The sequence below is a fragment of the Variovorax sp. PAMC26660 genome, from assembly GCF_014302995.1.
Classification (GTDB): domain Bacteria; phylum Pseudomonadota; class Gammaproteobacteria; order Burkholderiales; family Burkholderiaceae_C; genus Variovorax.
Genome location: NZ_CP060295.1, coordinates 1,871,428 through 1,893,522 on the forward strand (window position 1 = coordinate 1,871,428; position 22,095 = coordinate 1,893,522).

Below are 22,095 nucleotides of genomic sequence, written 5' to 3' on the forward strand. Positions count from 1 at the left end.
CGAAGAAACTGGCTAGCGCCTGCCGCGCTGAAGGAACGCGACGATGATGATCACGAAGCCCTGCACCGCAGCATTCAGGTACACGCTGATGATGCTGGTGAGGTTCAGGATGTTGCTGATGACCGAGAGCAGGATCGCGCCCACCACGGTGCCGGTGATGCTGCCCGCGCCGCCCTTGAGCGCGGTGCCGCCGACGATCACGGCCGCAATGGCTTCCAGCTCCCACAGCAGGCCGGTGGTCGGCGATGCAGAGCCCAGGCGCGGCACGTACAGCAGCGTGGCAATGCCCACGCACACGCCGAGCAGCACGTAGGTCATGATCTTCACGCGGTCGACGTCCACGGCCGCATAGCGCGCCACCTGCTCGTTGGAGCCGATGGCCTGCACATAGCGCCCGTAGGCCGTGCGGTTCAATATGACGCCGCCGATGATCGCGACGATCACGAACACCCACACCGGCACCGGAATGCCCGCAAGGCTTGCGTAGTACACCGGCGCATAGAGGTCCGACAGGTCGTTGTCGAGCGTGAGCGCGCCGCCATCGGCGAAGTACGTGAGGTAGGCGCGAAAGATGCCGAGCGTGCCCAACGTCACGATGAAGGGCTCGATGCGGCCCTTGGTAATGAGCAGGCCGTGCGCCAGCCCGAACACTGCGCCGAGCACGATGGCCAGCACCGCGCCCATCACCACCGCCAGCAGCGGCGAGCCCGAAGCAGGGCCAGCCCAGTTGATGAACATGATCACGCTGCCCGCAATGAGCGCGGCCATCGACCCCACCGACAGATCGATGCCACCCGAGATGATCACGAAGCACATGCCCACCGCGATGATGCCGATGAAGGCCGTGCGCGTGAGCACGTTCATCGCGTTGTCGACGGTTGCGAAGTCGCTGTTGAGCAGCGTGCCGGCAATGCACAGCAGCACGAGGCCGATGACCGGGCCGAGGCCGTGCAGGCGCTCGATCCAGCGCGGCTTGGCTTCGCTGCGGTGGGCAGCGGCTTCAGGCTGCTGTTGCGGCGGGGGTGTCTGCTGTTCCGGTGGCATGAGCGATAAGCTCCTCTTCTGTGAGATGGTCCGCATCGAGCGTGGCGACGAGCTTGCCGGCGCGCATCACCGCGACGCGGTGGCACAGGCCGATCAGCTCCATCAGCTCGGACGAGACGACGATCACTGCGAGCCCTTCGCGGGCGAGTCGCTGGATCAGGAAATAGATGTCGCGCTTGGCGCCCACGTCGACGCCGCGCGTGGGCTCGTCGAGCACCACCACCTTCGGCTGCGGTTGCAGCACCTTGGCGAGCGCGAGCTTCTGCTGGTTGCCACCCGACAGCGACGAGGCCTTGACGTCGAGCGAGCCGGTGCGAATGCCGTAGTCCTTCACCGCCTCGACCAGTGCGCCGCGTTCGGCCTCGGGCTTGAGCCAAGGCTGTGCGTAGCGTTCGAGCGCCATCAGCGTGAGGTTCTGGCGCAGGCCGAAGTTGACGTGCAGGCCTTTGCCCTTGCGGTCTTCGCTGAGATAGGTGAGGCCGTGCTTGGCTGCATCGCGCGGGCTGCGCCAGCCTTTGCCATTCGGCACGGGCTTGCCGAGCATCTCGACGCTGCCACTCGCGGGGCGCAGGCCGAGCAGGCCCTCGAAGAGTTCGGTGCGACCCGCGCCGACGAGGCCCGCAAAGCCGAGGATTTCGCCGGGGCGCACCTCGAAGCTCGCGTCCTGCGCCCAGCCGGGCACGCTGAAGTTGCGCACGCGCATCGCGGGTGCATCGGCCGCAACCACCACATCGCGCGGCGGATAGAGGTCGGCCAGTTCGCGGCCCACCATGAGGTTCGCCATCTGCTGGCGCGTGACGTCGGGCGTGGGCGCGCGGGCGACGAAGCGGCCGTCGCGCATCACGATCACTTCGTCGGTCACCTGCTCCACTTCGTCGAGCTTGTGCGAGATGTAGACGATGGTCACGCCATCGGCGCGCAGCTGCGCGATGAGCTTGAACAGGCGCTCGGTCTCGCCGGGCGTGAGCGTCGCGGTGGGCTCGTCCATGATGAGCAAACGCGCACGGCGTGCGATGGCCTTTGCGATCTCGACGAGCTGCTTCTCGGCGACGATGAGCTTTCGCACCTTGGTGCGCGGGTCGACCTGCAGGCCGACGGCCGCGAGTGCAGCGGCAGCCTCGCGCTCCATCGAGGCGTCGTCGAGCAGCCAGCCCTTCTTCTTTTCGTGGCCGAGGAAGATGTTCTGCGCCACGCTCAAGTCTTCGGCGAGGTTGAACTCCTGGTGGATCAGCACGATGCCTAGCGCTTCCGCGTCACGTGAACTTGCGAACTGCTGTGGCTGGCCATTGATGCGCAACGTGCCGCCGGTGAGCGCTTCGTAGCCGGCGAGGATCTTCATGAGCGTGGACTTGCCCGCGCCGTTCTCGCCAAGCAGGCCGTACACGCGGCCGGGCGCAAGCGCGAAGCTCACGCCGTGCAGCACCTGCACCGGGCCGAAGGCCTTCACCACCGCGTCGAATTCGACAGCGACGCTGCCCTTGGTGTTGTTGTCCGCACTCATGGCGCCACTCCGCGAACCTTGAGGGTTTCGTGCATCGCGAGCACGCCGGCGCCGACAAGGCCGCCCTGCATGCCCAGCGGCGTGTACTGGATTTCGAGGTGCCGCGTCGACAGCGCGAGCGAGCGCTGGTACACGCTCTGGCGCACGGCTGCGAGGAACAGCGGCCCGATGCGCGTGATGCCGCCGCCGATGAACACATGCGACGGATTGAAGAAGTTCACCACCGATGCGAGCATCTGCCCGATGAGGCTGCCCGCGCGCTGGATGATGCCGTTGGCCGCCGTGTCGCCGCCGCGGCTGGCCTGGCCGACGTCGATCGCGTCGATGCGACCGTGCACGCGCAGGCATTCGGCCAGTGCGGCGCTTTCGCCAGCCTCGGCCGCCTGCACCGCCATGCGCGTGATCGCGGGGCCGGCCGCCATCGCTTCGACGCAACCGAGGTTGCCGCAATGGCAGCGCGGGCCTTCCTGGTCGACGCAGATGTGGCCCACGTCGCCGGCCGAACCCGCGGCGCCCCGGTACACCTCGCCGTGGCAGACGATGCCGCAGCCGATGCCCGTACCGATCTTGATGACAAGGAAATTGTTGAGCGAACGCTTCAGGCGCCAAAGCTCGCCCAGCGCCATAAGGTTCACGTCGTTGTCGACGAAGACGGGCGCTGCGTAGTCCTCGCGCAGGTAGTCGCGGATCGAGAAGCCGTCCCAGGCCGGCATCAGCGGCGGGTTCACGAGCTGGCCGATTCCGAAGTTGACGGGACCGGGCACGCCGATGCCGATGCCCAGAACGTCCTTGGCACTGCAGCCGCAGCGGGCCAGCAGCTCGCGCATGAGGATGCGCACCCGCGCCAGCACGACGGTGGGGCCTTCGCGCACGTCGGCGGGTTCGTCGTGTTGTGCGAGCACGGTGAGGTCGGGGCGCAGCACCGCGACGTCGAGGCTGGTGGCACCGATGTCGATGCCGACGAGCACGCCGAGGCCGGCATGGAGCTGGAGGTTTTCGGCGCGACGCCCGCCCGAGGAGCGCTGCAGGCCGGCCTCGGCCAGCAGGCCCTGTTCGACGAGGCCGGCGATCAGGCCGTTGGCCTTGCTCTTGGAAAAGCCGAGCTGTTCGGCCATGGCATGGCGCGAGCCGCCGGCCGACCAGAAGGTCGTTTCCAGCAACCGCATTTCATCGGTCGTGATGCCGCTCCAGGGTGCCACGCGTTTTGTCTCCGGTGTTCTTGTCTTTGTCACCGCCCAAGGCCTTCGGTCTTGGGCGAAGGCGAATACTAGGGGCAGGGCTTCAGCCGGACAAGGCTGAACTTCGACCATATTCAGATCGAAGATGGATGACATCGGCCGGGTTGAGGGCCAGACGCAAAAAAGCCGCCCGGAGGCGGCTTTTTGGAAAAGAGAGCCTGGGCTGGCTCTTACTTCTTCTGGCGGTACTTGCGCAGCGCCGCGATTTGGGCAGCCATCACGGCCAGCTCGGATTGCGCCATCGCGATGTCGATGTCGCTCTTCGCGTTCTTCAGCGCTTCTTCGGCGGCAGCCTTGGCCTGGTTGGCCTTTTCGTCGTCGAGGTCCTTGCCGCGGATCGCGGTGTCGGACAGCACGGTGACGGAATTGGGCTGCACCTCGAGAATGCCGCCGGCCACGAAGACGAATTCTTCGCCGCCATCGGCCGTTTCGATGCGCACGGCACCGGGACGGATGCGCGTGATCAGCGGGGTGTGACGCGGATAGATGCCGAGCTCACCGGCTTCACCGGGCAGCGCGACGAACCTGGCTTCGCCCGAGAAGATCGACTCTTCCGCGCTGACCACGTCGACGTGAATGGTGTTTGCCATCTGAGTTCCTATGTGGTCGCCTTAAGCGGCCTTCTTGGCTTTTTCGAACGCTTCGTCGATGCCGCCCACCATGTAGAACGCTTGTTCCGGCAGGTGGTCGGCTTCGCCGTTCACGATCATCTTGAAACCGCGGATGGTTTCAGCCAGCGGCACGTACTTGCCAGGCGAACCCGTGAACACTTCGGCCACGTGGAACGGCTGCGACAGGAAACGCTGGATCTTGCGGGCGCGGGCCACGGCGAGCTTGTCGTCGGGAGCCAGTTCGTCCATGCCCAGAATCGCGATGATGTCGCGCAGTTCCTTGTAGCGCTGCAGCGTGCCTTGCACGGCGCGGGCCACGTTGTAGTGCTCTTCGCCGACCACGTTCGGGTCGAGCTGGCGCGAGGTCGAGTCCAGCGGGTCCACGGCGGGGTAGATGCCTTGCGAAGCGATGTCGCGCGACAGCACCACGGTCGAGTCCAAGTGGGCGAAGGTGGTGGCGGGCGACGGGTCGGTCAAGTCATCCGCTGGCACGTACACGGCCTGGATCGAGGTGATCGAGCCGACCTTGGTCGACGTGATCCGCTCTTGCAGGCGGCCCATTTCTTCGGCCAGCGTGGGCTGGTAGCCCACGGCGGAAGGCATGCGGCCCAGCAGCGCCGACACTTCGGTACCGGCCAGCGTGTAGCGGTAGATGTTGTCCACGAAGAACAGCACGTCACGGCCTTCGTCGCGGAACGACTCGGCAATGGTCAGGCCGGTCAGCGCCACGCGCAGACGGTTGCCCGGGGGTTCGTTCATCTGACCGTAGACCATGGCGACCTTCGACTCTTCGAGCTTCTCGAGGTTCACGACGCCGGAGTCGGCCATCTCGTGATAGAAGTCGTTGCCTTCGCGGGTACGTTCACCCACACCGGCGAACACCGACAGACCCGAGTGAGCCTTGGCGATGTTGTTGATGAGTTCCATCATGTTCACGGTCTTGCCCACGCCGGCGCCGCCGAACAGGCCCACCTTGCCGCCCTTGGCGAACGGGCACACCAGGTCGATCACCTTGATGCCGGTTTCCAGCAGGTCTTGCGAAGGCGACAGTTCGTCGTACGCGGGAGCCTTGCGGTGGATCGAAGCGGTGAGCTCCTGGCTGACCGGGCCGCGTTCGTCGATGGGCGAACCCAGCACGTCCATGATGCGGCCGAGCGTGGCCTTGCCGACAGGCACAGTGATGGGTGCGCCGGTGTTCTTGACGATGATGCCGCGGCGCAGGCCGTCGGACGAACCGAGTGCAATCGTGCGCACCACGCCGTCGCCGAGCTGCTGCTGGACTTCGAGGGTCAGCGCGCTGCCTTCGAACTTCAGTGCGTCGTAAATCTTCGGCATCTGGTCACGCGGGAACTCCACGTCGACCACGGCGCCGATACATTGGACAATTTTTCCTTCAGCCATGACGTTTCCTTCTGGATGGATCTCTAAATAATTGCGACAGGTTCTTGCAGAAGCGTCCTGGTGCCAGTACGGGCCGCTTTTGCAAGAATGCCGAACGGGCCGGCACCCTTGGATGGTTCAGTTCAGATCAGCACTTCATGGCCGTGGCTTGCGCGGCGAAGGCGTCCGAAGCCGCCTTGCAGGCTTGGCCCAGAGCAGCCTTGTCGGTGCCCATCGAAGCCCAGGCGGCCTTGGTCTGATCGAGACCCGATTTCATTGCGTCGGCGGCTGCACCGCTTTGCGCAGACACGCAGGCCGTGACCTTGGCCAGGTAGTCGTTGCACTCTTGCGGCAGGTCGGCGGCCGATGCCGTCGGGGCTGCTGCAGGCGCCGGAGCTGCTGCGGGTGCAGGGGCGGGCGCCGTTGCGGCAGGAGCCGGTGCAGGCGCGGGCGCCTCTTCCTTCTTGGAACAAGCAGTCAGAGCGGCAGCGATCGCCACCAGAGCAAGAATTTTTTTCATTTGCGCAGAGTCCCCTAAAAAGAAGGCCTTGGGTTATCGGGCGCGCAGAGCGCACCCGATCAGCAATGTGGCCCGTTGCATTGCCTCAATCAGACGCCTGCGGCCGCGGCCGCGCCGGACACGATTTCCGACAATTCCTTCGTGATGCCGGCCTGGCGGGTCTTGTTGTAGACCAGCTTCAGTTCGTCGATCACGTTGCCCGCGTTGTCGGTGGCGGCCTTCATGGCCACCATGCGCGCGGAGTGCTCGGAGGCCATGTTTTCAGCCACGGCCTGATACACCAGCGATTCCACGTAGCGCACCAGCAGTTCGTCGATCACGCTTTGCGCGTCGGGCTCGTAGATGTAGTCCCACGAGTGATGACCCGCCTCGACTTGCAGCGTCTCGGCCTTCAGCGGCAACAGTTGTTCCACCATCGGCTCTTGCTTGATGGTGTTGATGAACTTCGTGTAGCACAGGTACACGGCCGACAGCTTGCCTTCCGCATAGGCGTCGAGCAGCGTCTTGACAGGCCCGATGAGCTTGTCGAGATGCGGCGTGTCGCCCAGATGCGTCACATGGGCCACCACGCGGGCGCCGATGCGATTCAGGAAACCCAGACCCTTGCTGCCGATGGCGACCGACTCGACCACGTTGCCCGCAGCCTGCGCTTCGCGCAGCTTGCCGGTGAGGGCACGCAGCAGGTTGGTGTTCAAGCCGCCGCACAGGCCCTTGTCGCTGGTCACGACGATGAAACCGACGCCCTTGGCCTCGGTCGTCTTCATGAACGCGTGGGTGTACTCCGGGTTCGCCTTGCCAAGATTGGCCGCGATGTTGCGGATCTTTTCGCTGTAGGGGCGAGCGGCGCGCATGCGTTGCTGCGCCTTGCGCATCTTGGAAACCGAGACCATTTCCATGGCCTTGGTGATCTTCTTGGTGTTCTCCACCGATTTGATCTTGCCGCGGATTTCCTTACCTGCTGCCATGAGAGCTCCTTCTTGCGTCGGTCAAGGCGTCGATCAGGCGAACGACTTCTTGAACGAAGTGGCGGCGGCCAGCAGTTCGGCTTCCGCGTCCTGGCAGACCTTCTTGAAAGCCTTCTTCTCGTCGCTGTCGTCGGCCTTGGCGGGCTTCGGATCCCACTTCGCGCCGTTCTTTTCCATCGTGGCCAGCAGCGGTGCGTGGCTCGACTTGAGGAACTGGTGGAAGCCGTGTTCGAACGAGAGAACCTTCTTGATCTCGATGTCGTCCATGAAGCCCTTGTTCACCGCGAACAGCGTCGCGCTCATCAGCGAGATGGGCAACGGGCTGTACTGGGACTGCTTGAGCAGTTCGGTCACGCGGGCGCCGCGGTCGAGCTGCTTGCGGGTGGCTTCGTCCAGGTCGGAAGCGAACTGGGCGAAGGCCGCGAGTTCGCGGTACTGGGCCAAGTCGGTACGGATACCGCCGGACTGGTTCTTCACCAGGTTGGTCTGAGCCGACGAGCCCACGCGCGACACCGAGATACCGGCGTTGATGGCGGGACGGATGCCGGCGTTGAACAGGTTGGTTTCCAGGAAGATCTGGCCGTCGGTGATCGAGATCACGTTGGTCGGAACGAAAGCAGACACGTCGCCGGCTTGCGTTTCGATGATCGGCAGTGCGGTCAGCGAACCGGTCTTGCCCTTGACTTCACCCTTGGTGAAGGCTTCCACGTAGTCGGCGTTCACGCGGGCTGCGCGTTCGAGCAGACGGCTGTGGAGATAGAACACGTCGCCGGGGTAGGCTTCGCGGCCTGGCGGGCGGCGCAGCAGCAGCGAGACCTGGCGGTAGGCCACGGCTTGCTTGGACAGGTCGTCATAGACGATCAGTGCGTCCTGGCCGCGGTCGCGGAAGTATTCGCCCATCGTGCAGCCCGAGTAGGCCGACACGTATTGCATGGCCGCCGATTCGGAAGCCGATGCCGCCACCACGATGGTGTAGTCCATCGCGCCGGCTTGTTCGAGAGAGCGCACCACGTTCTTGATCGACGAAGCCTTCTGGCCGATCGCAACGTAGACGCAGGTCATGTTCTGACCCTTCTGGTTGATGATCGCGTCGATCGCCACAGCCGTCTTGCCGGTCTGGCGGTCACCGATGATCAGCTCGCGCTGGCCACGGCCGACGGGCACCATCGAGTCGACGGACTTCAGGCCGGTCTGCATCGGCTGGTCGACGGACTTCCGTGCGATCACGCCGGGAGCGACCTTTTCGATCACGTCGGTCATCTTGGCGTTGATCGGACCCTTGCCGTCGATCGGCTGGCCCAGAGCATTCACCACGCGGCCGATGAGTTCGGGGCCGACCGGCACTTCCAGAATGCGGCCCGTGCACTTGACGGTGTCGCCTTCGGAGATGTGCTCGTACTCGCCCAGAATCACGGCGCCGACCGAGTCGCGCTCGAGGTTCAGCGCCAGGCCGAACGACGGCGTGCCGTCAGCGCTCGGCGGGAATTCAAGCATTTCGCCCTGCATCGCGTCGGACAGGCCGTGCACGCGCACGATGCCGTCGGTCACCGAAACCACGGTGCCCTCGTTGCGGATGTTGGCGCTGACCCCAAGGCCCTCAATGCGGCTCTTGATCAGTTCGGAAATTTCTGCGGGATTGAGTTGCATGACTCTTTCCTTCTTTCTTTGAGGCTACAAGTAGAGGGCTGGAAACCGATCAGGCCGCCAGCGCAACTTTCATTTGTTCAAGGCGCGCTTTGACGGAGGTGTCGAGCACCTCGTCGCCGACCACCACGCGAATGCCACCGATCAGTTCCGGCTCTTGCTGGACCGTGACCTGGAGCTTGCGACCGAAACGCTTTTCGAGCGCGGCTGCCACATTGGCCAAGGCCGCGGCATCGATCGGGAAGGCGCTGTAGACCACCGCGTCGGACGAGCCGCTCTTCGCGTTGGCCAGTGCCCGGAACTGCTTCGCAATTTCCGGTAGCACCGAAAAACGCCCGTTCTCGAGCAGCGCACCCAGGAAGTTCTGGGCATGAGCAGCCAGCGGCGCACCGAATGCACCGGCGACCACGCCAAGAACCTGTTCGGCCGTGGCCTTGGGGTTGTCGGCGAACTGCTGGAGCTCCGGGTTGGCTGCGATGGCGGCAACCTTTTCGAGCCAGACGCTGGTTCCGGCGACGTCGGACGACGACGCCTTGAACAGCGCTTCGGCGTAGGGGCGTGCAATGGTGGCGAGTTCTGCCATGGCTTCTATCAGAGTTCGGTCTGCAGACGGGCGAGCAAATCGGCGTGGACGCCTGCATTCACTTCCTTGCGCAGAATCTGCTCTGCGCCCTTGACGGCCAGTGCGGCGACCTGCTCGCGCAGGGCTTCACGGGCCTTCAGTGCCTGCTGGTCGGCTTCGACACGAGCAGCTGCAACGATCTTGTTGCCTTCTTCGGTCGCGCGGGCCTTGGCCTCTTCAACGATGGCCTGGGCGCGACGTTCGGCGTCGGCAAGACGTTGTGCGGACTCGTTGCGTGCCTGGCCGAGTTCGGCTTCCACACGCTTGTTGGCGGCGGACAGCTCGGACTTGGCCTTGTCGGCGGCGGCGAGGCCTTCGGCGATCTTCGCAGCGCGGTCGTCCAGCGCCTTCGCGATCGGCGGCCACACGAACTTCATCGTGAACCCGACCAGGATCAGGAACACGATCATCTGAACGATCAGGGTACCGGTAATGCTCACTTTTCACCCTCTCTTTGGGATTGAATGCGAAGCCATTCCGCAGACGGGAACGACGACACGGGTCCGACGAGAAAGACTTACTTCGGCAGGAGAGCGATCTGGGCCAGGAACGGGTTGGCCGTTGCGAACCACAGTGCGATACCAGTGCCGATAATGAAAGCAGCATCGATCAGGCCAGCCAGCAGGAACATCTTGGTTTGAAGTTCGCCCATGAGTTCAGGCTGACGTGCGGCCGACTCGAGGTACTTGCTGCCCATGATGCCGATGCCGATACATGCGCCCACAGCGCCCAGACCGATGATCAGGCCGGCGGCCAGTGCAACAAAGCTAATAACTTCCATGATGACTCCTAGAGGACTTTGGTTGAAGAGAAAACAAAAAACAAAAACGAAACTGGATGATCAGCGTGCGTGATCAGTGGTGCTCGTGGGCCTGGCCGATGTAGACCAGCGTCAGCATCATGAACACGAAGGCTTGCAGCGTGATGATCAGGATGTGGAAGATGGCCCAGGCCGTGCCCGCAATGATGTGGCCGAGCGCCAGGAAGATGCCGGTGGCCGACAGCGTGAAGGCACCGCCCATCAAGGCGATCAGCAGGAAGATCAGTTCGCCGGCGTACATGTTGCCGAACAGCCGCATGCCGTGCGAGACCGTCTTGGCGACGAACTCGATCATTTGCATGGCGAAGTTGAACGGGTACAGCGCCCAGTGGTTGCCGAAGGGTGCGGTGAACAGCTCGTGAATCCAGCCGCCTGCGCCCTTGATCTTGATGTTGTAGTAGATGCAGATCAGCAGCACGGCGACCGACATGCCCATCGTCACCGAGAGGTCGGCGGTGGGCACGACGCGCAGATAGGCGTGGTGCGGGTCTTCGCCGGCAATGTGGAAGATCTTGGCCCAGATCGCCGGGAACAAATCGACCGGGAACAGGTCCATTGCGTTCAGCAGGAAGATCCACACGAAGATGGTCAGGGCCAGCGGTGCAACGAACTTGCGGCTCGTGGCGTTGTGCACGATGCCCTTGGCTTGCTGGTCGACCATTTCGACCAGCAGTTCGACGGCCGCCTGAAAGCGCCCGGGAACACCCGAAGTCGCCTTGCGTGCAGCAAGCCAGAGCAACCAGCAGCCCAGGATACCCAGAGCGATGGAGAAAAAGAGCGAATCGAAGTTGAAGACCGAAAGATCGGCCACACCTGCAGGCTTGGAGCTTTGCAGATGCGTCAAGTGGTGAACGATGTATTCACCAGCGGTCTGACCTTTTTCCGCAGCGTTTTCAGCAGCCATTCCGTTACTCGTCTTTATGTTTCCGGCGCCTGGGCGTGAGCATCACCGCCAACCAGGCCGCCTTCATTGTCACCACCAAGCCGACCAGCATTGCAGGCCAGCTCAGCGCCGTTATCAGCCTTGGCGCAGCGACAAGCATCGCTACGGACAAGGCCATCTTGACCATTTCCCAGAGGAAGAAGCCGAACACCGCAGTACCCGGATTCAGGGAAGAAAACCGACCGGTCAACCCGCGTGCGAACACCGCCGATGGAATGACCACCGCGATCGCACCGTAAGCGGCGGACCAACCCAGATTTTGCCTCCCCGTCAGTCCCCAGGCAGCCAAAGCCACCACCAGACCGACAACCAACTGACCCGCGACCACCCGCCATGGGGAGACCGAGGGATTCTTCGCACGCAGTTCACGCGCCTCATCGGCGGTCAACGGCTTGAATTCTGCGTCGAGGTCTTCAGTGACCTCCGTGTCTTCTTGTCGGGCGATTGTTTTCATTTTGAATGAAGCCCGGATGACGACCCAGAATTGCTACAAAGCCATTGATTATAAGTAAAAACCCAAGCCATCCCGACACCTGACGTGTCGCGCATGCAAATCAGTCGCCGCATTCCCTGACGCGAGCCCGACCCGGCACTCGCAACCATAATTCCTTCATGCACCCTATCACCGACGCCCTTCCCGCCACGCTTTGTTACCTCGACGGCGAATACACCGCCTTGCGCGACGCCAGGATCAGCGTGCTCGACCGGGGCTTCATTTTCGGCGACGGCATCTATGAAGTCGTCCCCGTCTATGGCGGCCAGCCCTTCTGCTTCGAGGAGCACATGGCCCGCCTCGATCGCTCGCTCGCAGAGCTGCAGATCACCAACCCGCTTTCGCTCGCGCAATGGCGCGAAATCGTGATGCGCTTGACCGCGCCAGCTGGCGACGAACCCCAGTCCGTCTACTTTCAGATTACCCGTGGCGTCGCACCACGCGACCACTCGATGGTCCGCGGCCTGCAGCCCACGGTGTTCGTGATGGTCAACCCGCTGCCGCCCATCGCCGATGCGGTCCGCGCCAAGGGCGTGGCCTGCGTGACCGCGGCCGACTTCCGTTGGCAGAAGGCCCACATCAAGAGCACCAGCCTGCTGGGCGCCGTGCTCGCACGACAGATCAGCGTGGAAGCCGGCGCCACCGAAACGATCATGTTCCGCGACGAGTGGCTCAGCGAGGCCTCGTCGAGCAATGTGTGGATCGTGAAGGACGGCATCCTCATCGGCCCACCGAAAGACAACCTCGTGCTGACCGGCATCCGCTACGGCCTGCTGGAGCGCCTGTGCGAAGAACGCGGCATTCCCTTCGCGCTGCGGCGCGTTTCGCGCGAGGAAGTGTTCGCCGCCGACGAGCTGCTGATCTCCTCGGCCACCAAGGAAGTGCTGCCCGTCGTGACGCTCGACGGCAAGACCATTGGCAACGGCCATCCCGGCCCCATCTACGACAGCTTGTATGCGGCCTACCAGCAGGCCAAGCAACGCAACGCACAGAAGCAAGGAGCTCCGGCATGACCGACGACACGACCACCACCGAAACCGCCCCGATCCCCGACCCGCGCAAGGAGTCGCTGATCGAGTACCCGTCGCAGTTCCCGATCAAGGTCATGGGCGCGAAGACCGAAGGACTCGTGCACGCCATCACGCAGATCGCCGAGCAGTTCGATCCGGCCTTCGACGCCACCACCGTCGAGCTGCGCGACAGCAAGGCCGGCAACTACCTGGGCGTGACGATCACCGTCACGGCCACCAGCCGCGAACAGCTCGACGACCTCTATCGCGCGCTGTCGTCGCACCCGTCGGTCAAGGTCGTTCTCTGACCCCTGGATGCCCGCGACAGATCACCCGCTGAACACCGCCATTGCGCTGCAATGGCTGGGCCGCGTCGACTACGCCGAAACCTTCGCGGCGATGAAGCAGTTCACGCTGGAACGCACGCCCGACACGCCCGATGCGCTATGGGTTTGCGAGCACGCCCCGGTGTTCACGCAAGGCATCGCCGGCAAGCAGGACCACATCCTCGCCCCCGGCGACATCCCGGTCGTGCAAACCGATCGCGGCGGCCAGGTCACCTTCCACGGCCCCGGCCAGGTGGTGGCCTATCCGCTGATCGACCTGCGGCGCGCGGGCTACTACGTCAAGGAATACGTCTACCGTATCGAGGAATCGGTGCTGCGCACGCTGGCCTACTTCGGCGTGACCGGCCACCGCGTGGCGAACGCGCCGGGCATCTACGTGCGGCTGGACGACCCGTTCTCGCACGCCGCCCTCACCGGCCCGCTGCCCGAGGGCGACCCGTTTCGCGGCCTCGGCAAGATCGCGGCGCTGGGCATCAAGGTGAGCCGCCATGCCACTTACCACGGCGTGGCACTCAATGTCGGCATGGACCTCGAACCCTTCTCGCGCATCAACCCTTGTGGCTACGCGGGGCTGCAGACGGTTGACCTTTCTACAATCGGCATCCAAACCACATGGGAAGAAGCTGCCCGGGTTCTGAGCCAAAAGCTCACCACCTACCTGGCGCCCTAGCAATCCAATGAGCACCACCGAAGTCGTCCGCGACGCCCAGAGCGCCGAAAATTACAACCCGCTGGCCAAGCAGAAGGCCGCGGCCAAGCTCTCGCGCATCCCCGTCAAGGTTGTTCAGACCGGCGAAGTGCTCAAGAAGCCCGAATGGATCCGCGTCAAGGCCGGCAGCCCGACCACGCGCTTCTACGAGATCAAGCAGATCCTGCGCGAAAGCAACCTGCACACGGTCTGCGAAGAAGCCTCCTGCCCGAACATCGGCGAATGCTTCGGCAACGGCACGGCCACCTTCATGATCATGGGCGACAAGTGCACGCGCCGCTGCCCGTTCTGCGACGTGGGCCACGGCCGCCCCGACCCGCTCGACAAGGACGAGCCGCTCAACCTTGCCAAGACCATCGCCAAGCTGCGCCTGAAGTACGTGGTGATCACCAGCGTCGACCGCGACGACCTGCGCGACGGTGGCAGCCAGCACTTTGTCGACTGCATCACCAACATCCGCGAGCTTTCGCCGATGACGCAGATCGAGATCCTCGTGCCCGACTTCCGCGGCCGCGACGACCGCGCGCTGGAGATCCTCAAGGCCGCACCGCCGGACGTGATGAACCACAACCTCGAAACCGCGCCGCGCCTCTACAAGGAAGCGCGCCCCGGCAGCGACTACCAGTTCAGCCTGAACCTGCTCAAGAAGTTCAAGGCGCTGCACCCGAAGGTGCCGACCAAGAGCGGCATCATGGTCGGCCTGGGCGAAACCGACGAAGAGATCCTGCAGGTCATGCGCGACATGCGCGCGCACGACATCGACATGCTGACCATCGGCCAGTACCTGTCGCCGTCGGGCTCGCACCTGCCGGTGCGCCGCTATGTGCACCCGGACACTTTCAAGATGTTCGAGGAAGAGGCCTACAAGATGGGCTTCAGCCATGCGGCCGTGGGCGCGATGGTGCGTTCCAGCTACCACGCCGACCAGCAGGCACACGCCGCCGGCGTCTGACCGCATCGAAGAAAGGCCCCATCGAGGGCCTTTTTTCATCCGGGGGAAGAAACAGATGCCCACCGTCCTGACAACGCTCGCAACAAAGCCCGTGAAGGGCCTGGTCGAGAACCACGCAGCCTATGCACGCCAGCATGGCTACACGCACCATGTGGTCGACAGCACCCACGTGTGGGGCCCGCGCCAGCCGGTCTTCCACCGCTATCACGCGATCTACCACCACCTCGCGCAGACCGAGGAAGGCGACCTGCTGCTGGTGCTCGACCAGTTCGCGGTCGTCTACTGGCCGCATCCGCTGGAACCCGGCTTCGACGGCATGGACTCGCTGGCCTGCGCGCAGGCTGGCGACAACACGCTTTGCAACACGAGCATGCTGCTGCTGCGCAACACACCGGCAATGCGCGAGCAGATGCGACAGCTCGTCGATCGGTTCTCCCATTGGACGATGCACATCCTGGAAGACAGCGAGCAGCCCGAGAACGCGCTGGTCGCGTCTCTTTTCACGCCCCGGCCCTGCAGCATTCCCCTGCCCAACGGGCTCTACCCGAACGTGCAGGCCAACTGGCCCGGGGGCAGCTACTACGAGTCGATCCATACGGTGCGGCCGCTGGTGGCCAACGACGCGCCCGCGTGGCGGCGCATCGAAGGCCGCTGGATGCCTCCGGCCGATTACGACTTCAGGGGTGTGCAGAACCTGGTCGAGGAAGCCGCGGCACTGGCGCACGGCGAGCGGCCGCCCTTTCTTGTGCTGTCCGAGGCTGGTCTTGCGCCGCAAGACGAACTGCACCTGAACCCCGATGCCCGCATCGCCTTCGTCAGCATCTACACCGCGAACATCGCAAGCTACGGCCGCATCCACGAAGAGAGCTTTGCACGCTATTGCCTTCGGCACGGCTACGGCTACCACCTCTACCGCAAGGTGCCCGATTTCGCCGGCGAGCTGACCGGTTCATGGGCCAAGCCGCACCTCATGCGCCACCACCTCGCGGCGCATGAGTTCCTGTTCTGGGTCGATGCCGACATCCTGGTGCTCGACCAGTCCCGCCCCATGGAGCCGCTGGTCGCGGGCCGCCAGGCGCTGGTGGCCAACGACCACACGGCATGGAACATGAATTCGAGCGTTGTCGGCGTGCGCAACACGCCCGAAATGCACGCGCTGGTGGAAGACGTCTGCCAGCAGATCGAAGCCGCGCCCGATCGCTCGTCGGTCCACGCCAACGGCGGCGACCAGACCTACTTCGCGAACGCCTTCAGGGCCCGCGGCCTGATCACCGAGGCGCAGGTGGTGGACACGCTGTCGCTCGACGCGCCGGCGATCTACGCGAGCGCCGACAGCAGCCACTTCGTGCACTTCCCCACGCAGCACACGCCGCAACGCGCGGCGTCCATGCATTTCTGGAACCTGCAGAGCCTGGAACGCGACGCCCGCAAGGACATCGCGCCCTGAGCCCGCGTCACGTCACCCGCGGGTGGCGTTCTCCTTCATCTTCGCCAGCGCGATGGCAATGGCCGCGCCGCCCAGCGTCTTGATCAGCCCCGAGTGCTGGGCATAGAACTGGCTCACCTCGTCGATCACGCCCGCATGCTGCTCTTCGGCATGCGCGGCAATTTCGGTCACCTGCGCGGGCGACAGCTGCGACGCCTGGTCGGGTGTGACCTGCGTCTGCCCCGGCTGCAGCATGCGTCCGAGTACGCCGCCCGCCAGCCCCGATGCGGCGGCCGGCCCGAGCGTGGCCAGGATCTGGTTGAGCACGCCCGCCTGCTGCGTGGGCGAAGACTGGCCGAAGAGCTTGCCGACCGTGTCGCCGAACGGCGGTGTCTGGTCGGACCGCATGGCGGCGGCGAGCCCCGCACCGATTTCATCGGTGGAAGCGTGCTGCGTGACCTGGTCGATGTGGGCATCGGCGTTGTTGCCGCCGATGGCCTGCTGGAGGATGTCGAGTAGACCCATGTTGAAGCTCCTTGCGTGTGTGTCGAAGTGGCCCGGCCCGGGTTATTTGGTCACGAGGTGCCACACCCCGAGCAGCACGGCGGCGCCGATCACCGAGGCAATGAAGCCGGCGCCCCCGCCGGCGGCGTAAAGCCCCAGCGCCTGGCCAGCATAGGTCGCAACCAGCGAGCCGGCAATGCCGAGCACCACGGTCAGGATGAAGCCCATCGAGTTGTTGCCCGGCAAGACGGCACGGGCCAGAAGCCCCGCGATGAAGCCGATCAGAATCGTCCAGATGATGTGCACAGCAAACTCCCTGTCTTTCAAGAATGTGCGCCGAAGGGTTCTCCGGCGCCGCGCCATGTACCGGCGCGTCGGAATCGTGGACCGGCCTTCCTGAACGCCAACTGACGACGCCCCTGCCCCGCCGTGGTCGCCAAAGTGCTGGCGGCCACCGGGTTGTTCGCTATCCTGCCGGTTGGTCAAAAGGAAGGATTGATTTTGCAAACGCACCCCGCCATTCAAGCGGCGATGGAGCGCCCCTTCGGCGCCATCGCCGACCTGGTTCGCCTCCACGCCCAGCACACGCCCGAGCGCCCGGCGCTCGCGGACACGACACACGCCCTGGACTATCGCGCGCTCGATGCCCTGATGGACCGCGTCGCGGCCAGCCTGCAGCGCGACGGGCTCAAGGCCGGCGACGCCATCGCGATCTGCGCGGCATCGTCGGTGAACTACGCGGCGGTGTTCCTGGGCGCGCTGCGTGCGGGCGTTGCGGTGGCACCGCTGGCCCCCGGCTCCACGCCTTCGAGCCTGGCCCGCATGATCGAGGATGCCGATGCGCGCATCCTGTTCACCGATGCATCGGCCGCCGACGTGGTCGGCCCCGCAAAAGAAGGCGGCATCCCGCGCGTGGCGCTCGACGGCTCCTCGGCAGGGCGCGGCCTCGACGCGTGGCTCGCACCGCTTGGCGCGCAACCAACGGCGGTCGAAGTCCAGCCCTCGTGGGCCTTCAACATCATCTATTCGTCGGGCACCACCGGCGAGCCCAAGGGCATCGTGCAGGGCCACGGCATGCGCTGGGCCCACGTGCAGCGCGGCGCCAAGTACGAGTACCGCCCCGACACCGTCACGCTGCTGTCCACGCCGCTGTACTCCAACACCACGCTGGTGGTGTTCTTCCCCACCATCGCCTTCGGCGGCTGCGTGCTGCTGATGTCCAAGTTCGATGCGGCCGGCTACCTCAAGCTGGCCGAGCAGCGCCGCGTGACGCACACCATGCTCGTGCCGGTGCAGTACCAGCGCCTGATGGCGCACCCGGCCTTCGACGCGCACGACCTCTCGTCGTACCGCTTCAAGTTCAGCACCAGCGCGCCCTTCAACGCCGCGCTCAAGGCCGACGTGCTCAAGCGCTGGCCCGGCGGGCTGATCGAGTTCTACGGCATGACCGAAGGCGGCGGCACCTGCATCCTTGAAGCGCACCTGCACCCGACCAAGCTGCACACCGTGGGCCAGGCCGCCGAGGGCAGCGACATTCGCCTGATCGACGAAGACGGCAACGAACTCCCGCGCAACAACACCGAAGTGGCCGGCGAGGTCGTGGGCCACTCGGGCGGCATGATGACCGGCTACCACCGCCAGCCCGAGAAGACGCGCGAGGCCGAATGGTTCGACGCCACCGGCAAGCGCTTCATCCGCACCGGCGACGTGGGCCGCTTCGATGCCGACGGCTTCCTCACGCTGTTCGATCGCAAGAAGGACATGATCATCAGCGGCGGCTTCAACATCTACCCGAGCGACCTCGAAGCCGTGCTGCGCGGCCATGCGGCCGTGGCCGACGTGGCCGTGGTCGGCGTGCCGTCCGAGCAATGGGGCGAGACGCCGGTGGCCTTCGTGGTGCGCCGCGAAGGCGACGGCACCACCGAAGACGCACTGCTGCAATGGACCAACGCCCAGCTCGGCAAGACGCAGCGGCTGGCGCGCCTTGGCTTCATCGACGAGCTGCCACGCAGCGCGATCGGCAAGGTGCTCAAGCGCGAGTTGCGCGACCTTGTCGGCCGCTGAGACTTCAGCACCGCCCGCTGAACAGGGCGGTGGTGGCAACGGCCTGCTGTGGGTGCTGGTCGCGGTCGCGGTCCTGTTCGCCTTCCTGCGCCCGCGCGCGCCGATGGACTGGCTGAAGCTGGTCGACTGGCAGACCGTGGGCGCGCTCGCGGGGCTGCTCGCCATCACGCAGGGCGTGGAAAAGAGCGGCATGCTGCAGGCCACCGCGCAGCGCCTGCTTGCGCGCACCACCAACCAGCGCAGCCTGGCGTTGCTGCTCACCGCCAGCGCAGCGCTGCTCTCCGCGCTGGTGACCAACGACGTGAGCCTGTTCCTGCTGGTGCCGCTGACGCGCGTGCTGGCCAGCCAGGCGCACCTGCCGCTCGCACGGCTCGTGGTGCTGCAGGCGCTGGCCGTCAACGCAGGATCGGCGCTCACGCCGATCGGCAATCCGCAGAACCTTTACCTGTGGCACCGCTCAGGCGAAGGCTTCTTCGCCTTCATGGGAATGATGGGGCCGACCGTGGCCATCATGCTGTTCTGGCTCTTCGTTGCGACCTGGCTGCTGGTGCCGCGCACGCCCATCGCGCTCAAGGCCGAGACCGAGCCCGCACCTGTGCAGCCGCGCCTGCTGGCGCTGGCGGGCGTGCTGTTCGTCGGCTTCGTGATCGCGCTCGACCGGCATTGGCTACTGGCCGGCCTGGGCGTGGTGTTCGGCGTGTTCCTGGTGTCGTACCCGCGCGTGCTGCGCGGCATCGACTGGGCGCTGCTCGCCATCATCGCGCTGATGTTCGTGGACCTGCGGCAACTGGCCGAGCTGCCCGCCATTGCCGCGCTGCTGGGGCAATGGCCCATTGCCGAGGGCTGGCGCGCGTACCTTGCGGCCATCGTCACTTCGCAGTTCATCAGCAACGTGCCGGCGGCGATCCTGCTGGACCGCTACGTGCACGACCTGCCCGCGCTCGCGGCCGGCGTGAGTGTGGGCGGCTTCGGCTGCGTGCTGGGCTCGCTGGCCAACCTGATCGCCTTGCGGCTCGCGAAGCTGCCGAACGGCCTGCGCGAGTTCCATCGCATCAGCATCCCGTTCCTGCTGGTGTGCGCGGCCTCGGCGCTGCTGCTGCGGCTGGGGTGACAGGCGGGTAGCGCGGGAAGACAATCGGCCCTGTCCACGCGACTTGCCATGCACACGCCCGCCCACACCCTTTCGCTGCGCGACTACAGCCGTTCGCGCGGCAGCCATGCGCACGATCATTTCCAGGTATTGATCGGGCTCGACGGTGTGCTGGAGATTGAGGTAGAAGGCCGTGGCACCGGCATCGGTGCCGGCCAGGCACAGGTGGTTGCGCCCGGCGACCGGCACGACTTCGAGGCGCGCGGCGATGGCAGCGTGTGCCTGGTGCTCGACACGCCGCATCCGCTGTGGGCCCGCTGCGTCGAGCGGGCGCCGGACCACGCGCCGCAACTGCATGCGTTGGCGCGCTATCTTGCGCAGTGCATGCAGCAGCCGGCGCATTCCGCGCTGGCGTTGCAGCACGGCCCTGCGTTGTTGCTCGAAGCCTGGAACCCCACGCCGCGGCCTTCCGATGCACGCCGCCGTCGCATCGACTGGCCGGCGCTCGCGGCATGGGCCCGTGCGCGATGGCACGAACCGCTGACCGTCGCCGACCTGGCCGACGTCGCCTGCCTGAGCCCCAGCCAGTTCGCGCAGCGCTGCCGCGACGAACAAGGCCTGGGCGCGATGCACTGGCTGCGCACGCTGCGGCTGGCGCATGCGCGCGAGCTGCGGCTGGAAGGCATGGGCGCGGCCGAGACGGCGCGCCGCACGGGTTATCGCTCGCCTTCTGCACTCACCGCCGCGCTGCGCCGCTGAGATCCCGCTTTTCTCCCTCTCCCCCCGGGGGAGGGTTGGGGTGGGGGACGACGGCATCCACCGAAACGCGGCGCCTGATCGAGGGCCTGCCCCCATCCCAGCCTTCCCCCGGGGGGAGAGGGAGCAAGACCGAGACCGTCGGTACGCGACGACGAACCGGCGTTGCGCGACGACCGCATCCCGTAGCCTCGCCCGTCATGCCGTCCACGTTCTATGCCCTGCTCGCCATCGCGCTCTGGGCCACGCTCGCCTCGCTCGGCACCGTGCTCTCGCACCTGCCGCCGTTCCTGTTGACCGGGCTTGCGCTGGTCATCGGCAGCGTGCCGAGCTGGCCACTGGTGCTGGGCGATCACTCCGCGTGGAAGGTGCCGCCGCGCACGCTGGCGCTGGGCATCTACGGGCTGTTCGGCTTTCACTTCCTGCTGTTCATTGCGCTGCGTCATGCACCGCCGGTCGAGGCCAACCTGGTCAACTACCTGTGGCCGCTGTTGATGGTGGTGCTGGCGCCCGTGCTGCTGCCGGGCATGTCGCTGCGGCCGCTGCATGTGGTGGCGGCGCTGCTCGGGTTCGCGGGCGCTGCCATCGCGATCCTGGGCGCGCGCGGCGGTGCGGTATCGGCGCTGTCGGACACGGCGGCCGGGTACTGGGGCTTCCTGCCGGCGCTGGGCTCGGCCTTCATCTGGGCCAGCTATTCGCTGTGGACGCAGCGCGTGCCGGCGTTCCCGACTGCAGCCATCGGGTTGTTCGGGCTGGTCTCGGGCGTTCTGTCACTGGGCTGCCATGCGCTGCTCGAACCGTCCGTCGCGCTGTCCGCGAAGGACTGGCTGCTGGTCGCGCTGTGCGGCCTCGGTCCGCTGGGCGCGGCCTTCTTCGTCTGGGACATGGCGCTCAAGCGCGGCGACGCGCGGCAGATCGGCATCCTGAGCTACATCACGCCGCTGGCCTCGACCGCGCTGCTGCTCACGGTCACCGGGCGTCCACTCACCGGAACCATCGTGCTGGCTGCGGCGCTGATCATCTCGGCCGCAATCATGGGCACGCGCGCACGCTGAATCGTCCGTGTCCGACGGGCTGCGCCCGTTTTTGTGGCTAGAGTGGAGGCTCAGGAAAAAAAGGAGCCTCCATCCATGGACCACAAGAACAAGAACGATGACTTCGAGATCACGCCCAAGCTGGTGTTCGACCTGAACCTGGCGCTGTACCTCGACCTGGTGGCCGCACTCGAAGGCGCAGGCGCCATCACCTACCGCCAGATGGCCGCCCGGGTGCTCAACATCAGCATGGACGCGCGCGACGACGGTGAAGCCGGCCTGTCGACCGTGCTGGAAGGCGTCGCCAAGGGCTTCGCCGGCCAGGGCGATGGACTGTCGATCGAGTTGCTGAAGGCTGCGCGTGGCCTGCGCGAAGATGACGCGATGGGCGACATCCCGATGCGGCCGGCCGCCGATTGAAA

General features: G+C 65.4%; 25 protein-coding genes. 10 read left to right on the forward strand and 15 right to left on the reverse strand.

The genetic code is table 11. From position 1 onward, the window contains the following. Positions 1-12: 12 nt before the first annotated feature. The 13 genes from H7F35_RS08985 to H7F35_RS09045 form a co-directional block, all read right to left on the reverse strand. Positions 13-1,044, reverse strand: coding sequence for an ABC transporter permease (locus H7F35_RS08985; protein ID WP_187112559.1), 1,032 nt, complete (start codon positions 1,042-1,044; stop codon positions 13-15). Next, the gene (locus tag H7F35_RS08990) at positions 1,001-2,545 is read right to left on the reverse strand and encodes a sugar ABC transporter ATP-binding protein (RefSeq protein WP_187112560.1); all 1,545 of its coding nucleotides are present in this window, start codon (positions 2,543-2,545) and stop codon (positions 1,001-1,003) included. The genes H7F35_RS08985 and H7F35_RS08990 overlap by 44 nt, the downstream gene beginning before the upstream one ends. Further along, the gene (locus H7F35_RS08995) at positions 2,542-3,711 is read right to left on the reverse strand and encodes an ROK family protein (RefSeq protein WP_187114203.1); all 1,170 of its coding nucleotides are present in this window, start codon (positions 3,709-3,711) and stop codon (positions 2,542-2,544) included. The genes H7F35_RS08990 and H7F35_RS08995 overlap by 4 nt, the downstream gene beginning before the upstream one ends. Before the next feature lie 242 nt (positions 3,712-3,953). After that, positions 3,954-4,373: a F0F1 ATP synthase subunit epsilon gene (locus tag H7F35_RS09000; RefSeq protein ID WP_187112561.1), complete on the reverse strand. Its 420-nt coding sequence runs from the start codon at positions 4,371-4,373 to the stop codon at positions 3,954-3,956. A 21-nt stretch (positions 4,374-4,394) separates the two neighbouring features. Beyond that, entirely contained in the window at positions 4,395-5,795 is a 1,401-nt protein-coding gene (gene atpD, locus H7F35_RS09005; protein WP_187112562.1) for a F0F1 ATP synthase subunit beta, read from the reverse strand. 127 nt (positions 5,796-5,922) lie between these two features. Further along, on the reverse strand, positions 5,923-6,294 hold the full coding sequence (locus H7F35_RS09010; RefSeq protein WP_187112563.1) for a hypothetical protein: 372 nt from the start codon (positions 6,292-6,294) through the stop codon (positions 5,923-5,925). 89 nt (positions 6,295-6,383) lie between these two features. Then, a complete protein-coding gene (gene atpG, locus H7F35_RS09015) occupies positions 6,384-7,259 on the reverse strand; it encodes a F0F1 ATP synthase subunit gamma (protein WP_187112564.1) in 876 nt (291 codons plus the stop codon). A 33-nt stretch (positions 7,260-7,292) separates the two neighbouring features. Continuing rightward, a complete protein-coding gene (gene atpA, locus H7F35_RS09020) occupies positions 7,293-8,906 on the reverse strand; it encodes a F0F1 ATP synthase subunit alpha (RefSeq protein ID WP_187112565.1) in 1,614 nt (537 codons plus the stop codon). Positions 8,907-8,955: 49 nt separating this feature from the next. Further along, entirely contained in the window at positions 8,956-9,486 is a 531-nt protein-coding gene (locus H7F35_RS09025; RefSeq protein ID WP_187112566.1) for a F0F1 ATP synthase subunit delta, read from the reverse strand. An 8-nt stretch (positions 9,487-9,494) separates the two neighbouring features. Then, a complete protein-coding gene (locus H7F35_RS09030) occupies positions 9,495-9,965 on the reverse strand; it encodes a F0F1 ATP synthase subunit B (RefSeq protein WP_007830193.1) in 471 nt (156 codons plus the stop codon). A gap of 77 nt (positions 9,966-10,042) precedes the next feature. Then, the gene (atpE, locus tag H7F35_RS09035) at positions 10,043-10,306 is read right to left on the reverse strand and encodes a F0F1 ATP synthase subunit C (protein ID WP_093443444.1); all 264 of its coding nucleotides are present in this window, start codon (positions 10,304-10,306) and stop codon (positions 10,043-10,045) included. A gap of 73 nt (positions 10,307-10,379) precedes the next feature. After that, positions 10,380-11,249 (reverse strand): F0F1 ATP synthase subunit A, encoded by an 870-nt coding sequence (gene atpB / locus H7F35_RS09040; protein WP_187112567.1) that lies wholly within the window; start codon positions 11,247-11,249, stop codon positions 10,380-10,382. 4 nt (positions 11,250-11,253) lie between these two features. Next, positions 11,254-11,742 (reverse strand): ATP synthase subunit I, encoded by a 489-nt coding sequence (locus tag H7F35_RS09045; protein WP_187112568.1) that lies wholly within the window; start codon positions 11,740-11,742, stop codon positions 11,254-11,256. A 158-nt stretch (positions 11,743-11,900) separates the two neighbouring features. Here H7F35_RS09045 and H7F35_RS09050 point away from each other — a divergent pair, with 158 nt between their 5' ends. From H7F35_RS09050 to H7F35_RS09070, 5 genes are read left to right on the forward strand one after another with little or no spacing between them, the layout of a single operon-like run. Next, the gene (locus H7F35_RS09050) at positions 11,901-12,794 is read left to right on the forward strand and encodes a D-amino acid aminotransferase (RefSeq protein WP_187112569.1); all 894 of its coding nucleotides are present in this window, start codon (positions 11,901-11,903) and stop codon (positions 12,792-12,794) included. Further along, complete coding sequence (locus H7F35_RS09055) at positions 12,791-13,099, forward strand: YbeD family protein (RefSeq protein WP_187112570.1); 309 nt, start codon at positions 12,791-12,793, stop codon at positions 13,097-13,099. The genes H7F35_RS09050 and H7F35_RS09055 overlap by 4 nt, the downstream gene beginning before the upstream one ends. A gap of 7 nt (positions 13,100-13,106) precedes the next feature. Next, positions 13,107-13,808, forward strand: coding sequence for a lipoyl(octanoyl) transferase LipB (lipB, locus tag H7F35_RS09060; RefSeq protein WP_187112571.1), 702 nt, complete (start codon positions 13,107-13,109; stop codon positions 13,806-13,808). A 7-nt stretch (positions 13,809-13,815) separates the two neighbouring features. Further along, positions 13,816-14,799, forward strand: a complete 984-nt coding sequence (gene lipA, locus H7F35_RS09065) for a lipoyl synthase (RefSeq protein ID WP_099793436.1) — start codon at positions 13,816-13,818, stop codon at positions 14,797-14,799. A 55-nt stretch (positions 14,800-14,854) separates the two neighbouring features. Next, entirely contained in the window at positions 14,855-16,246 is a 1,392-nt protein-coding gene (locus H7F35_RS09070) for a hypothetical protein (protein ID WP_187112572.1), read from the forward strand. A gap of 12 nt (positions 16,247-16,258) precedes the next feature. On the opposite strand, the gene H7F35_RS09075 is transcribed toward H7F35_RS09070, so the two are convergent. Both H7F35_RS09075 and H7F35_RS09080 read right to left on the reverse strand, forming a co-directional pair. After that, the gene (locus H7F35_RS09075; protein ID WP_187112573.1) at positions 16,259-16,750 is read right to left on the reverse strand and encodes a hypothetical protein; all 492 of its coding nucleotides are present in this window, start codon (positions 16,748-16,750) and stop codon (positions 16,259-16,261) included. Positions 16,751-16,792: 42 nt separating this feature from the next. Then, positions 16,793-17,035, reverse strand: coding sequence for a GlsB/YeaQ/YmgE family stress response membrane protein (locus H7F35_RS09080; RefSeq protein WP_187114204.1), 243 nt, complete (start codon positions 17,033-17,035; stop codon positions 16,793-16,795). 225 nt (positions 17,036-17,260) lie between these two features. Between H7F35_RS09080 and H7F35_RS09085 the strand changes: the two genes are divergently transcribed. The 5 genes from H7F35_RS09085 to H7F35_RS09105 all read left to right on the forward strand — a co-directional run bounded on the left by H7F35_RS09085 (position 17,261) and on the right by H7F35_RS09105 (position 22,093). Continuing rightward, positions 17,261-18,793, forward strand: coding sequence for a class I adenylate-forming enzyme family protein (locus tag H7F35_RS09085; protein ID WP_187114205.1), 1,533 nt, complete (start codon positions 17,261-17,263; stop codon positions 18,791-18,793). Then, positions 18,780-19,904 (forward strand): SLC13 family permease, encoded by a 1,125-nt coding sequence (locus tag H7F35_RS09090; protein ID WP_187112574.1) that lies wholly within the window; start codon positions 18,780-18,782, stop codon positions 19,902-19,904. The genes H7F35_RS09085 and H7F35_RS09090 overlap by 14 nt, the downstream gene beginning before the upstream one ends. 48 nt (positions 19,905-19,952) lie before the next feature. Further along, complete coding sequence (locus H7F35_RS09095; RefSeq protein ID WP_187112575.1) at positions 19,953-20,642, forward strand: AraC family transcriptional regulator; 690 nt, start codon at positions 19,953-19,955, stop codon at positions 20,640-20,642. A 197-nt stretch (positions 20,643-20,839) separates the two neighbouring features. Next, on the forward strand, positions 20,840-21,694 hold the full coding sequence (locus H7F35_RS09100) for a DMT family transporter (RefSeq protein ID WP_187112576.1): 855 nt from the start codon (positions 20,840-20,842) through the stop codon (positions 21,692-21,694). Between the two features lie 75 nt (positions 21,695-21,769). Further along, complete coding sequence (locus tag H7F35_RS09105) at positions 21,770-22,093, forward strand: hypothetical protein (RefSeq protein ID WP_187112577.1); 324 nt, start codon at positions 21,770-21,772, stop codon at positions 22,091-22,093. Positions 22,094-22,095: the final 2 nt, after the last annotated feature.